This is a genomic window from Trichocoleus sp. FACHB-40, from assembly GCF_014695915.1.
In the GTDB taxonomy this organism is placed as follows: Bacteria; Cyanobacteriota; Cyanobacteriia; order Cyanobacteriales; family FACHB-T130; genus Funiculus; species Funiculus sociatus.
Map to the genome: position 1 here is coordinate 83,037 of NZ_JACJPF010000036.1, position 13,888 is coordinate 96,924.

Consider the following 13,888-nt stretch of genomic DNA (forward strand, 5'->3'; position numbering starts at 1 on the left):
ATAGAAATTAAAATGCAATTGATGTCAATCCGCATTTTTACGTAAATACCCGATCTTTAGGCGGCTAGGGTAAGGATACAGGTTCTTCGTATTCCGCCAAAGCTACAGGGGAGGTATATTCAAGTGGTTACACTCGCAGAATCTCAACTTCAGTTAAGCGATTTTCAACTGGTTCAAGAGATATATTTTCCCAAAAACTATGAAGCTAGTTCCATGTGGAAACTCAAGCAGTTGTTGTGGGAAACAGCTGTAGTGCAATGGGAGCAAACAGCAGAGTCTCTAGGAAGTTTTGGGGAAGTTTGGGAACCCCTACCTATTGGTAAACATTTTGATTCAATTTTGGATCTAGGTTGTGGATATGGCAGACTTGCTGCCTATCTTTCAAAACAGAAAAAGATTACCTGCAACAAATATTATGGAATAGATATTTCCGAGAGTCTTCTGCGGCGTATGCTGGGGTATAAAAGAGCATATAATTTGTTTCCCTCAGCAGAGTTCTCTTTAATTTGTATCGCCGGGGATAAGTTGCCATTTGAGGACAACTCAATAGATTTTGTTAGAGCAAGTAGTATTTTTTTGAGTTTAGAAACAGAGCAACTAAAACACAATCTGGCAGAGATTGCTCGCGTTATCAAGCCGGGGGGAGTTTTTGTATTTGAAGATTTATTCTACAATCGCTACTGTCCGATGAATATTTTGGATAACGTTTTGCATAAAACGAGGAAATCCAAACTCGATTTCGGTCATTTAAAGCAATATTCTTTACGTGAGATAAAGCGTTTGTTGAAAAATTCTCAATTATCGCAGAAGTGTCCCCAATATACTATCAAACCGCATAAACCGGCTTTGCTGCAAGAAAAATTTGGGAACGTGGGGATGCGTGTCTCTAATGACATCAATAAGGAAATAAATCCTCCCAAATTTTTGAAAGAGTTTTTAGCTTGTGGTTATAGCGTTTACAGCAAAGTTTAGATGGGCTTCTATACTTCTCGGTTAATAGCTGTCATCGTCAAGGGTGCGGTTACAGGGGCAAAGACTGCCCAAAAGCAGCCTCAAGATATTTTAGCCGTTGCGAAGGCAATGGCTTGGCTTGTGGAGCATAGAAGTATTGGGGCTTGTCTAATTTTTGGGAAAAACGCCTGACGACTAAAGTCAAGGGCGAATAAACTAAGCCCGCTTGCGCGGGCTTAGTTTTAGCGATTTGTTGGGTTTCGCTATTGCATTAAACGAGCACGGAGGGATTTGAACCCCCGACACCCAGAACCGGAATCTGGTGCTCTATCCACTGAGCTACGTGCCCTGATATCTTTGGATAAGTATAGCACTGTTAGAGGTAATTGATGGGGTCTACTGGTTCGCCATTTTTTCGTACCTCGAAATGGAGGTGGGGGCCTGTGGAAAATCCGGTGGAACCAACAGATGCGATCGCATCTCCTCTTCTCACAAATTGTCCCTCAGATACATAGAGTTGGCTAGAGTGAGCGTATAAAGTCGTAATACCCTTGCCGTGGTTGATTATCACTGCTTTGCCGTAACCGCCATACCAACCGGCAAAAATCACTTCTCCACTCTCGGCGGCGCGGATGGTGCTGCCATAGCTTGCCCCAAAGTCAAGACCGGAATGTAAGCGGCGGTAGCCTAGAATTGGGTGTATCCGCCAGCCAAAGTTGCTGCTAATTGCGGCATCGCTGGGATATCCGAAGATGCCACCAGTGCTACGCTTAATGTCGTCGCCGCGCAGAATAGCTTTTTCGGCAGCTTCTTTTGCTTTAGCTTCTGCAACCCGTTTTTGAATCAAGGTGGCGATGCCTTGGGAATCTTCTGCCAAAACTCTCTCGGCAGCTTCTAAGGCTTGTCTGTTGCTATTAAGGCGTTCAATCAGTTGTTCCTGCACCTGTCCCTGTGCCATAAAGTCTGCTTTTTGTAGCAGTAGCTGCTGGCTAATCAGGGCAATTTGATTTTCCTGCTGTTCGACTGCGATTTTCTGGCTGTTGATTTTATCTGATTCGGCTTTCAGGTTGCTTAAAATTTGCCTGTCTGCCTGAAACACTAATTTTATCTGACGACGGCGGTCAAAAAATTGATTAAAATTCTGGCTAGAAAGCAGGATATTCCAGCCTTGGTTAGTTAGGTTCTGGCGTTGCAGGAAACGCAATCTGGCGATGGTGGCGGCTTGCTTTTGTTGATAATCCCTTTGGGCGAAAAATAACTGGTTTTGTAACTTTTTTAATGTTTGGGTGGCTTGTTGTAATTGGGACTGGTAATCGTTGATTTTGGTGTCGGTTAAGTTAATATTTTGCTGTACTTTGCCCCGTTGTCCCTGTGCGGCTTTTTCGAGTTTTTGTAAGCGCTCGCTTTCTTGGGAAAAATTAGACCTTTGTCGATCTAACTGTTGCTGCATCTGCTTCAACGTGTCCACCGTGACTGGGGGCGGCGTGGGAGATTCAGCCTTCACGGGCATTGATAGCATTAGCCACAGGGAAAAGCAAAGGGCAATACCCCCAACAAAGCTTAAAAAGCGTCCGAAATTTCGGTGTAGCTTTGTCTCCCCAAATCTTCGGGCAAGACACAAAGGCAGCAAAAGGTAATAATTCTGGCTTTGATTGGGAAATAAAGCTTTGGTCATCTCTAGTCGCCGGAAAGACCGCCTGCCCCACCAGTTGAAGCGATGTGGGTTATTTAAACATTTACCTGAGCGCACAGATTTCCATTATATAAATATACCACAAATAGCCATTTCTACAAGCTGCGTAACGAAATAAAAAACTTAAAACTGTTAGGTATCTTTGTACACCGTTTTTTGATAGCCCTAAAGTTAGATGAAGTTTTTTGCAGTTAAAGCAAACTAGGTAATAAATAAGTATAAGCGATTAACAACAATGACCACTGACAAAACAACAAATTCCCAAAATGCTGTAGGTGAAAGTAAAAAGGAACTCAATCAAAAAACATCTAAGCAATTTGTCATCAGCACTACGATTGGAGTTTTAACAATTCTGATTTTGGCTGTAAGTTATTATTATGGACTCATCGGCTATTAATATGCTCAGAAAAGACACTTAAATGCAAATTTCTCGTTCCCAGCATCTGACTGGGAACGAGAGATTAACCTATGGCAGACTTCCAACTAGCGAGATCAGCAAAAGCGCGATCGCGGTAAGCGCCATATCGCTCCTGCTTATTGCGAATCCTTACAGGCAATTCCGGCAAAATGCCAAAATTGGGTGGCATCGGCTGAAAATGCTTTGGTGAAGCCGAACTAATAAACTCAAACAACGCCCCCATCATCGTCGTAGTTGGTAGCGTCAGCGGTTCTTTACCCAAAGCAATTCGCACCGCATTCGTCCCCGCCAGCCAACCGCCAGCCGCCGCCGCCGTGTAACCCTCAGTTCCCACCAACTGCCCTGCTGCAAGCAACGTAGGGCGGTTGTGAAATTGTAAAGAAGGCTTTAACAACTGCGGCGCATTAATAAACGTGTTGCGGTGCATCACGCCCAACCGCACAAACTCCGCATTTTCCAAGCCTGGAATCAAGCTAAACACCCGTTTCTGCTCGCCCCAGCGCAAATTCGTCTGAAATCCCACCATATTCCAGAGTTGCCCCGCCTTATCTTCTTGGCGCAACTGTATCACCGCATAAGGACGTTGCGACTGATTTTCTGGGGCGCGGAAATCACCTTTGCGGGCATCAAACAATCCCACAGGCTTCAGAGGGCCATAGCGCATGGTATCTTCTCCCCGTTGCGCCAGTTCCTCAATTGGCAGACAAGCCTCAAAAAACTTTGCCGTCTCCCGTTCAAAGTCTTTCAATTCCGTCTGTTCAGCCTTGCAGAGTTCCTCCCGGAAATGTAGATACTGCTCTTTATTCATCGGGCAATTGAGATAAGCAGCGTCTCCCTTGTCGTAGCGAGAAGCGAGGAAAGCAATGTCACGATTAATCGATTCTCCCACCACAATCGGGCTGGCGGCATCGAAAAAACTCATGTATTCCATGCCCGTGAAGCGTTGCAAATCTGCCGCCAAATCGGGGGAAGTTAGAGGGCCAGTAGTGAGAACTGTAATGCCTTCTGTAGGGATTTGCGGCAATTCGCCGCGCCGCAACTCTAAATTAGGGTGAGAAGCAAGAGTTTCTGTTAGTTCGCTGCTAAATTTTCCCCGGTCAACGGCTAAAGCACCACCAGCAGGAACGGCGTGTTCGTCAGCTTTGCCAATGATTATTGAGTTGAGGCGACGCAGTTCTTCGTGTAAAAGACCAGCAGCGCGATCGCTTGACATTGCCCCAAAGGAATTACTGCACACCAATTCCGCCAAATGTTCTGAGTGATGGGCAGGACTAAACCGCTTGGGGCGCATTTCGTGCAGCACTACAGGCAACCCAGCATTGGCAATTTGCCACGCTGCTTCCGTCCCCGCTAAACCGCCGCCTATAACTTGAATTGGTTGTTGATCCATCTAAATCTTTCCATCCCTAGTGCGGATTTTCTTTTAACGCAAAGGTGTACGCAAAGGAACGCAAAGAAATCCTTAGCGAATTACCTTAAAAAACCAAATTAACTGGCAGCACTCGCCGCGTTTTAAATATTTAACCATTGAGTAATAGTCCCAGGCACTGGCAAAAGAATGCTGACTAGAAGTGCTAACGCCAGCAATCCCCCAAAATCTCGCTTGTTGTCGAGTTCGCTGACATCGTTCAGCGCTGGTTCATCAGCTACAGGTATCAAGAATAAGAAAATTGCCCAGATAAACAAATCTGTCTGAACCAAAGACAATCCCAGCATCAGCAGCCTGGTAACTTGACCAATAGTAGCGCCAGTTCGTTGCCCAAACATAGCATGGACAATGTGACCGCCATCCAGATGTCCTACAGGCATCAACTTAAATGCCGTCCACACAAAACCAATGTAAGCTGCCACCGCTACCGGATGCAGCTTGATTGCCATATTCGACGTGAATTCAGTTCCCAGGGCCAATTTACTCAGCACAGTTAAAAACAGAGAAAACCGGGGATTGAGGGAAGTGAAGTTTAAAATATTCGATTGGTCGGACAGGGGAACTACCGCAGAATGAGCTAATCCCCACCACAATAGCGGTAACGCTACCACAAAGCCAGCTAGGGCGCTGGCAATGCCCACGTCAAATAATGCTTTCCGGTTGGGTATAGGCGATCGCCTTTGAATAAACGCCCCAAATGTCCCTAGGAAAAACGGTATGGGAATAAAGTAAGGCAGGGTGGTGCGAATTTTGTAATATTGGGCTGTCAGGTAATGACTTATTTCGTGGATGCCCAAAATTCCTATTAACGCTACAGCATAGGGCCATCCTGCTAGTAACAAACCTGGATTTGATTGCAATTGTGAGTTAGAAACGCCTGCAATCTCCACCCCAACTAAAGTCGTGGTAAGCAAGGTAACGACCAGCAACGCCAAAGCTAAAACTGGTCGCTTCAAGGGTTCGATGTTCTGTTGCGTCTCTGGGTGTGCTTGGGGATTGGGAACTAGAGCAAAAAACGGATCTTTGTTTAAACCTTCTTGAAAGACAACGAAGAAGCGATCGCTAAATAAATTCTCAATATTCTCCCTAATTGTCTTGTAAGCCACCTCCGGGTTAGAGCGCAACTTACCCCGACAAATCACCGCTTGCGGTCGATAATCAATGTTCTGGAGGTAGTAAATCGACCAGGGAAAGCAATTTCGGAGATTAGTTTCTTCTGTTTTATCGATGGGACGGTAGCTACTAACCGGCACGGGAGGCACAACAGCCTTTGCCTCAGTTGGATTCTGACTCTGGTTTGTTGCTGCCATCTCTTGCGTTTTTGTCGAAGGTGTGTTTATCTCCCTGCGACCCATCTGAATCAACACCCAGTACAATAACGGGCAAACGACGAACGGAGCAATTTCCAACACTGGAGGCATCCGGGTGTCTTCACCGTAGACCAAAATCCAGCCAGTCCAAATCAGTGCAGGAGTCATCATCACCAGCCACAATAGCCAGACTGGCGTTCGAGTGATGGTGGCAACACTACGCTTGACGATCAAGTAAGTAAATAGACCCAGTAAGATTAGGAGCAACCAGAGTTCCATGATATAAATCTGAATTGGTCTACAGGAGAATTAACGAGAGCAGCTTAAGCTTGTTAGCTGCTCTAATCACTGGCAAAGTACAACCAGATTCTCCAGAATACAGCGCTTTCCTTCCCGCCTCACAGCTTCTGGCAGAACACTCTGGGGCTATTAAATAACCTCTCGCTGTCCTTGATGCCATTTAGACTTTTCCACCCAATCCAGATAGATTGAGTGCCACACCCTATATTCCATTGTAGAAAACCCAGGCAATATCCTGAACGATTGTTTTAGAAGATGTCAGTTGTCCGTGGTTTTCCTCTCCCAATTCCCAATTCCCAATCCCTCAATCTAAATTTTGCGCTTGCAGATAAACTGTGAACACCGTACCGACACCCTCTTGAGAATTAAACTCAATCGTACCGCCGTGCATCTCCACTAGCTGGCGAGTCAAAGCCAACCCCAAGCCAGTACCCTCGTGCTGCCGATTTAGGGAACTATCAATTTGTTGAAACGCCTCAAACAAAAGATGCTGCTTATCTAGAGGAATGCCAATTCCTGTATCGGATACCTCAATCATCACCTTGTTGTCGATATACCCGATTCGCAGCCATACCTCACCCCCAGGCGGCGTGAACTTGACTGCATTTGAGAGCAGATTCAGCAAAATTTGCTTCACCCGCCGTTCATCGCCACAAAACTCGTCGCCTTGAGGCAACCCAGTAAAATCTTCCATCAAGCTCACTTGTTGAGCTTGAGCTTTTTCTTGCAACAGTGCCAAGCATTCATGACCCACCGCCAGCAGAGAAAATTGACTTAGCGATAAAGATGCCTTACCTGCTTCAATCTTAGACACATCGAGAATATCGTTGATTAGCTGCAACAGATGCTGTCCGCTGCGATGAATAATGTTGAGATATTCTTTCTGTTTAACGTTCAGTTCGCCAAAGTACGGCTGCATTAAAGCTGAAGACATACCAATCACAGACGTAAGCGGTGTCCGCAATTCATGGCTCATCGTTGCCAAAAACTCGGTTTTTGCCTGAGAAGCAGCATGAGCAGCGGTTAAGGCATCTTGCAGCTGCTCAGTGCGTTCCGCTAATGCTTGCTTTGTTTTAAGTAGCTCGGTAATGTCGCGGGAAGTTCCTAAGCAAGCATAAACTTCACCATTAGGGTGTTTTAGCGGCACTCGGAAAGTATCAAAGTGGTGAGTTCCGTCTGCGAAAATCAGCGTTTCCTGCTCGTGTAGAGTTTCTCCGGATTCAAATACCCGCAGATTTTGTTTGGCAAAAGAATTGGCAATTAGCGGCGGGAAGCATTCGATTATAGACCGTCCCTGAACTGAGTAACGGTTATCAAAGCCAATCGCTTTGGCAAAAGCATGGTTGCAAAAGCGCAGACGCATACCTTGGCGCTCTACCACAAAAATGTAATCTGGGTGAGCGTCAAAGAAACTTTCAAGCTCGGCGGTGCGCTCTTGCACTTGAACTTCTAAAGTTTGGTTTTGCTCTTGAATTTTTTGGTAGAGTGTCGCTTGGTAGATAGCGATCGCCAGCTGATCGGCAACTGTGGTGACAAACCGTAACTCTGACTCGTGCCAGTAGCGGGGATACTTATCTTGACAGAAGCTGAGGAAACCCCAGATAGAGCCACTGCGGTGAATCGGCACCATTAGCCACGCTCCGGGATATTTTACTGCCAACGAGCGATTAATCGGGTCATCTACTGTGCGCGTATCGCTTACCTGAACCATCTGCAAATTCCGCAGCGCTCTGGAATAAGGGTTATTTTGATCGGGAATTATCAGGTTCATGGCTGTGGGAACATCACAATGAGCGCGATACTCCACAAGCGGCTTCCAACATTGCTGATCTTCTACATATTGAAAAATTGAACATCGATCTGCCACCAGGAGATGTCCCAATTCCAACGTTACCGTCTGAAAAATATGAGACACGTCTAGAGAAGCACGGATCTGGGCAACCAGTCGATTTAGCAGCGCTGTATATGTAATCCGTTCCTCGGCTTGCTGATAAAGATTTGACAGATCGTGCGCTCTGTGCATCAGATGGAGTGTCAGATGAAGTAATTGCCGCTCCCAAGGTTGCCAATCTCGCTGTTCATCCCATTGCTCAACCACCAGCAAACCAACGACTACAGACGTGCCACCTAGAGGCATAAGATTTTGCATCTCTAGATTCTGGTTCGGGTGTGTATGCAGCCATGTTAGAAAGGCAGATTTGGCTGCTCTGGCGCTAAGGTTTTGCTCAAGGTACGAGTCCATAGGCGATCGCTCTATCGCCCAAGGATTAGATTGATGGTGTTGTAAAAGACACTGTTCAACCTTCGCCCAGTCGGGATAATGGTTTTGCCGCGAAGTAACGGGGATAGATGGAGCGTGAGCGATCGCACCCCAGATGACGCGCTCATCTTTGGGGCTATAGAACCCCATTAAACACCGACTGACCCCTAAATGCTCCTGAATTAATGCTGCCGAACCCTGCAAAATCGCCTGGACTCCTTGAGTTGTCCAGCTAAGGCGCAGCAGTTCGTGCAGTAACTTTTCTTGCTGTAACCATTGCTGCTGTTGCGAAGCTGTTGATTGGGGATTGGGGATTGGGGATTGGGGATTGGGGATTGGGGATTGGGGATTGGGGACTGGGGGTTGGAGAATTCTGGCTCTCCCCTGAACCCCGGAACCCCTTCTCCAACTCTCCCCCTGTAATTGTGTGGTAGAGAGCGCACTTACCAGCATTGAGGTAAATTCGCTTTGTGCTTCTGGTAGATTGGGTTGAGGATGCCAAGATGCGATCGCTTGCTCAAATATCGGCTTTGTTTCTGGTGTTAAGACCAGACCGCTTTGGATTTGGGTGCAAATTTTGGCAACAATCGCTGGATCGAACACAAAGGACAACTCATAACAGTTAGCGCCCCCTGGTGAGTCTTCGGCTGCTTTGTAGGCTGAACATAGCACGTTGAAGCGATCGCCCATTCCCAAAATCGCCACAGATGGCAGGGAAAGGGCATTTTCAGTTATTATCTCCCCCAGTTCGACAGAGCAAGGGAAGCAGCAGCGTAGTGCAGCGTTCTCCCCCACCCTACTTACTGACTTCTGGGTCGCCAGTGTCAAATAACAGTTGTGTTGAGACAAATCCGGCAAATCGTGGGGAGTATTTGATACCAAATCCGGACAAAGGTCGTCAAAAGTGAAATCTGACTCGCCAGGTTTGATGAGTAACACTCTAGAATTTTGCTCTGAAGCCAAAAACTTTAGCAGTGAATGAGCAACAGACAAAACAGATAACCGACTGATAGAGTATCTAGGATTATTTTGCAGAAAAACCATGAGCCTGAGCGCTGGGGAAAGGCGGTAAAAACACTCACCAGTTTTGGTGATTGGGCATTAGAAATTCAGTAACCGACAGGTCGCCGCATCGCAGTTCTTAACCCTCTCAAGTTTAGATTTTTCAACAATCTATTTATCGTCAAGCCTCTTGACTTATTCCCAATTTACGCTGGTCTTTTAATACAGAGTATTAAGAACTAAGAACTGAGTAAAATCTTGTCACTTTGTAGCTAATTTTTGGGATTACGAGAAATCCCGTTAGTTACTCAGTTTTCATATCTTAGTTGTAAATCAGGCAGCACCAGCAACTACGGTTTTAGCGGTTAACACCTCCAATGCGTCTTGGTATTGGCTATCTGCCTGTGTACCGACCTGTTCAATAGTAATTGGCTCATTTGGCACTATTCGGTCTGGCGTGATCCCCAATTTATGAATATCGTGGTGGTTTGGCGTTTCGTACTTGGCAACTGTCACCGCCAGTCCGGAGCCATCGGGAAGGTCAAACAAAGATTGAATTAAGCCTTTACCAAAGGTTTTATCCCCCACCAGTTGAGCGCGACCATTGTCTTGTAGCGCCCCTGCCAAAATTTCGCTGGCACTAGCTGTTCCCTGATTAACTAAAACTACCAGCGGAGCGCAAGTTAGTGCTGGTTGATTGGCATCAAAACTGCCCAAGATTCCTTGTCGGTTTACTGTATATACAATTGTGCCTTCATCTAACCAGAAACGGGCAATCTCAATCCCGGCTTGCAACAGTCCGCCGGGATTATTTCTGAGATCGAGAATGTAGGCTTGTGCGCCTTGTTTTTCTAGTTTGGCGACAGCATTAGCCAGCTCAGTTGGAGCGTTGGCGCTAAACTGGGAGAGGCGAATGTAACCTACTGGTATCCCGGAATTGCGAGAATCTAATGCCGCATAAACTGGGTTAAGGGCAATGCGATCGCGTACCAGCTTGATTTCTTTTGGTGTTTCTGCTTCGTGTTGTACCAAAACGGTAACGCTGGTGCCTGCTGTGCCGCGCATCCGGGCAGCAGCTTCGTCGAGAGTCAGTTCGGCGCTTGACACGCCATCAATTTCCAGAATGCGATCGCGCGATCTGATTCCGGCTTTTTGCGCTGGCGAACCGTCTAACGGTGCCACCACTTGCAACTGCTTCGTCTCAGAATCCAAGGCAATTTGCAGCCCCACACCCTGAAGCTCTCCCGAAGTATTCACTTGTAAACTTTTGTATTGGTCTGGTTTCAGGAACCGCGTGAACGGATCGTCCAGAATCCCAACCATTTTCTGAATTGCCGTATAAGTTTCTTCACGATTCGACAGCGGCTGCTTGAGAGCTTTTTGGCGCGCCAACCACCAATTTTGATGATTAAAAGTATCATCCACATAGGCGTTATTGACAATACGCCATGCTTCGTTCAGGATCTGCTGTTCCTGCGTCAAAGCCGAAGCAGGCGCACTCAACCAACTAAAGGCAACGATAGTTTGTATGATCAGTACAAATAGAACCCGAAAAACTCGATTGTGCATAACACTCTAATCTCCCTTTCGGGCTATGTTACATTTTTTGTAGAGGCTACGCCTAGACAACCCGCAAGCGCTGCCTTTAAACTAGCCTCATCGAAACTGAAAGCCCCCCCCAAAGAGCGGCACACTGTCTCATAGGCTTCAATCGTGTCAAAAACAAGAATAAATTTTTAGGAACTCTGGCTTCATGTTTTCTAAGCAGGTAACTGATTCAAAAGCATACAACTGGTTTGAGGAACGCCTAGAGATACAGGCGCTTGCCGAAGACGTCACCAGCAAGTATGTACCTCCCCACGTTAATATTTTCTACTGCCTGGGTGGGATTACTTTAACTTGCTTTTTGATCCAGTTTGCCACTGGATTCGCGATGACGTTTTACTACAAGCCAACCGTCACCGAAGCTTTCTCCTCAGTACAGTATTTGATGACAGATGTCAACTTCGGTTGGCTGATCCGCTCCATCCACCGCTGGTCTGCCAGCATGATGGTGCTGATGATGATTCTGCACAGCTTCCGGGTGTACCTCACTGGTGGTTTCAAAAAGCCCCGTGAGCTGACCTGGGTGACAGGTGTAATTCTCGCCGTTATCACCGTTTCCTTTGGTGTTACAGGTTACTCCCTGCCTTGGGATCAGATTGGTTACTGGGCGGTTAAGATTGTCTCCGGCGTTCCAGCTGCTATCCCCATTGTCGGCGATCAAATCGTTGAGCTAATGCGCGGTAGTGAAAGTGTTGGTCAAGCCACTCTGACTCGCTTCTACAGCCTGCACACCTTTGTGTTGCCTTGGCTGATTGCAGTCTTCATGCTGCTACACTTCTTGATGATTCGTAAGCAGGGCATTTCGGGTCCTTTGTAAATAGTGAAAAATGGCTAATGGTTAATAGCCATTAGCTAAAAATCACTAAAAATCTCCAAACAAACCGTTAACAACTCATTAGGAGAACACTTCAAAAAATGGGAACTCTAAAAAAGCCGAATCTGGCAGATCCAGAATTACGTGCAAAACTTGCCAAAGGCATGGGTCACAACTACTATGGTGAACCTGCTTGGCCTAACGACCTACTCTACATCTTCCCCGTGGTGATTATGGGGACAATCGCTCTTTGTACCGGGTTAGCTGTGCTAGACCCCGCTATGGTTGGCGAACCAGCAAATCCCTTCGCTACCCCCCTGGAAATTCTTCCAGAGTGGTACTTATGGCCTGTGTTCCAAATCCTGCGAATTCTACCCAGCAAACTGTTGGGTATAGCCAGCATGACCGCTATTCCTTTGGCGTTGACTTTGATTCCCTTTATTGAGAACGTCAACAAGTTCCAAAACCCCTTCCGTCGTCCAGTCGCTACAACGGTTTTCCTCTTTGGAACCGTTGTCACCATCTGGCTTGGTATTGGTGCTACTTTCCCAATTGACAAATCTCTGACCCTTGGTCTTTTCTAAAACGGTCATTTTTGCGATTTAACGCCTGTGAGAGTTTCTTCAGCAGTTCTAAGGTGCAGCTAGGAAACTTTTACAGGCGTTAATCGCGATATATTGTAGATAAATATTTCCTACTGGTAGTCTTAACAGGAAGCGCTACTTAAACTTAACTGGGAACCGGAAATCAGCTTTGAAGGTCTTTTGCAAAAGATGGTTTTTAAGGACTTGATGAAGCATTGACCAACCATTACAGTGCCTCTACCCCAACAGAAATAGAACTCCTAACATCCTTGGATACTGAAGTGGGAGAAAATACAGATTTTGCTGAGAAACTTAAGCCAGCCGCCAACCATGCTTTCATTTTTCTGAGTGTTTTTGATTGCGAAGGTGGCATTCAATCTTATGTCAAGGACATTTTGAAGTCCTATCTCTCGTTGGGAGAAGCTAGGGGGGAGGTATTTTTGCTGCGAGATGGTTCTGGATGCCCAAATTCGTTTGAGGGTAAGAACCTGAAATTTCATTATTTTAAAGGTAAAACTCGTCAGTTAGAGCGATTGCGACTGGCAAGTGCATTTTTAAAGTATTTATTACTAAAACGCCCCCAGCACGTTTTTTGCGGTCACATTAATTTGGCACCACTGGTTAGATTCTTGTGTCAGCCGCTAGGGATTCCCTACACGGTGCTTACTTATGGAAAAGAGTTTTGGGAACCTTTAGACATAAGCGATCGCACGGCTTTGGCGCAGGCTTCAGGGATATGGACAATCAGTCGTTATAGCCGCGATCGCGCCTGTGCTGTGAATAACCTCGACCCCCACAAAGTGCAGATGTTACCCTGTGCGGTTGATGGAAATTACTTTACCCCAGGGACGAAACCGCAGAAATTGATCGAAAGGTATAATCTTGCTGGTGCCAAGGTATTGATGACTGTGGCGCGGCTGTGGTCAGGCGATATCTACAAAGGCGTGGATGTGACAATTCGGGCAATTCCGGCGATCGCTCAAGTATTCCCAGAGGTAAAATACCTGGTTATTGGTCGCGGCGATGATAAACCCAGACTCGCCCAGCTTGCCAAAGATTTAGGAGTTGCTGACCGAGTTGTATTTGCCGGGTTTGTCCCCACAGAAGACTTGGTAAACCATTACCGCGTTGCTGATGCTTATATCATGCCTTCCCAAGAAGGCTTCGGCATTGTCTACCTAGAGGCGATGGCGTGTGGTATCCCGGTTCTATCTGGTGACAACGATGGTTCCGCTGACCCTCTACAGGATGGACGCTTCGGCTGGCGCGTCCCTCACCGCAACCCGGAAGCCGTTGCAGCTGCTTGTATTGAAATTCTTCAGGGAGCAGATCGGCGCTGTGATGGTGAGTGGTTGCGAGAACAAAGCCTTGCTTTGTTTAGTAAGGAAGCTCTTGCGGTGCAGTTAAAACAGTTGATTGAAGGAACCGCAGAGGCGCAGAGAACGCAGAGGAAAGTATTGTAGGGGGAGCTTACCCCTGTGCGCGGGCAAGCCGCGCACAGGGGCGTAGCGTTTGAGGAACC

At 46.7% G+C, this 13,888-nt stretch carries 11 protein-coding genes and 1 tRNA gene; 6 read left to right on the forward strand and 6 right to left on the reverse strand.

Translation table 11 applies throughout. The features are described 5' to 3' along the window. The first annotated feature begins 252 nt into the window (after nt 1-252). On the forward strand, nt 253-972 hold the full coding sequence (locus H6F63_RS04935; protein ID WP_190635371.1) for a class I SAM-dependent methyltransferase: 720 nt from the start codon (nt 253-255) through the stop codon (nt 970-972). Next, nucleotides 973-1,143 carry a hypothetical protein gene (locus H6F63_RS04940; RefSeq protein WP_190635372.1) on the forward strand — a complete coding sequence of 57 codons (171 nt, stop codon included), beginning with the start codon at nt 973-975 and terminating at the stop codon, nt 1,141-1,143. It begins immediately after the preceding gene. 84 nt (nt 1,144-1,227) lie between these two features. On the opposite strand, the gene H6F63_RS04945 is transcribed toward H6F63_RS04940, so the two are convergent. Both H6F63_RS04945 and H6F63_RS04950 read right to left on the reverse strand, forming a co-directional pair. Beyond that, nucleotides 1,228-1,300 (reverse strand) — tRNA-Arg (locus tag H6F63_RS04945). Between the two features lie 27 nt (nt 1,301-1,327). Then, nucleotides 1,328-2,470 carry a peptidoglycan DD-metalloendopeptidase family protein gene (locus tag H6F63_RS04950; protein WP_347276774.1) on the reverse strand — a complete coding sequence of 381 codons (1,143 nt, stop codon included), beginning with the start codon at nt 2,468-2,470 and terminating at the stop codon, nt 1,328-1,330. Nucleotides 2,471-2,879: 409 nt separating this feature from the next. On the opposite strand from H6F63_RS04950, the gene H6F63_RS04955 reads away from it, so the two are divergent. Then, nucleotides 2,880-3,041 carry a hypothetical protein gene (locus H6F63_RS04955; RefSeq protein WP_190420590.1) on the forward strand — a complete coding sequence of 54 codons (162 nt, stop codon included), beginning with the start codon at nt 2,880-2,882 and terminating at the stop codon, nt 3,039-3,041. A 64-nt stretch (nt 3,042-3,105) separates the two neighbouring features. On the opposite strand, the gene trmFO is transcribed toward H6F63_RS04955, so the two are convergent. The 4 genes from trmFO to ctpA all read right to left on the reverse strand — a co-directional run bounded on the left by trmFO (nt 3,106) and on the right by ctpA (nt 10,932). Next, nucleotides 3,106-4,452, reverse strand: a complete 1,347-nt coding sequence (trmFO, locus tag H6F63_RS04960) for an FADH(2)-oxidizing methylenetetrahydrofolate--tRNA-(uracil(54)-C(5))-methyltransferase TrmFO (RefSeq protein WP_190635376.1) — start codon at nt 4,450-4,452, stop codon at nt 3,106-3,108. 122 nt (nt 4,453-4,574) lie between these two features. Then, nucleotides 4,575-6,080, reverse strand: a complete 1,506-nt coding sequence (locus H6F63_RS04965; protein ID WP_190635378.1) for a site-2 protease family protein — start codon at nt 6,078-6,080, stop codon at nt 4,575-4,577. Between the two features lie 325 nt (nt 6,081-6,405). Beyond that, nucleotides 6,406-9,300, reverse strand: coding sequence for an ATP-binding protein (locus H6F63_RS30885; protein ID WP_190635380.1), 2,895 nt, complete (start codon nt 9,298-9,300; stop codon nt 6,406-6,408). 396 nt (nt 9,301-9,696) lie between these two features. After that, nucleotides 9,697-10,932, reverse strand: a complete 1,236-nt coding sequence (gene ctpA / locus H6F63_RS04975) for a carboxyl-terminal processing protease CtpA (RefSeq protein ID WP_190635381.1) — start codon at nt 10,930-10,932, stop codon at nt 9,697-9,699. Between the two features lie 184 nt (nt 10,933-11,116). On the opposite strand from ctpA, the gene petB reads away from it, so the two are divergent. The 3 genes from petB to H6F63_RS04990 all read left to right on the forward strand — a co-directional run bounded on the left by petB (nt 11,117) and on the right by H6F63_RS04990 (nt 13,829). Next, a complete protein-coding gene (gene petB, locus H6F63_RS04980; protein WP_190420582.1) occupies nt 11,117-11,785 on the forward strand; it encodes a cytochrome b6 in 669 nt (222 codons plus the stop codon). A gap of 98 nt (nt 11,786-11,883) precedes the next feature. Next, nucleotides 11,884-12,366 carry a cytochrome b6-f complex subunit IV gene (gene petD / locus H6F63_RS04985; RefSeq protein WP_190420580.1) on the forward strand — a complete coding sequence of 161 codons (483 nt, stop codon included), beginning with the start codon at nt 11,884-11,886 and terminating at the stop codon, nt 12,364-12,366. A gap of 269 nt (nt 12,367-12,635) precedes the next feature. Next, complete coding sequence (locus H6F63_RS04990; RefSeq protein ID WP_190635604.1) at nt 12,636-13,829, forward strand: glycosyltransferase family 4 protein; 1,194 nt, start codon at nt 12,636-12,638, stop codon at nt 13,827-13,829. The last annotated feature ends 59 nt before the right edge of the window (nt 13,830-13,888 follow it).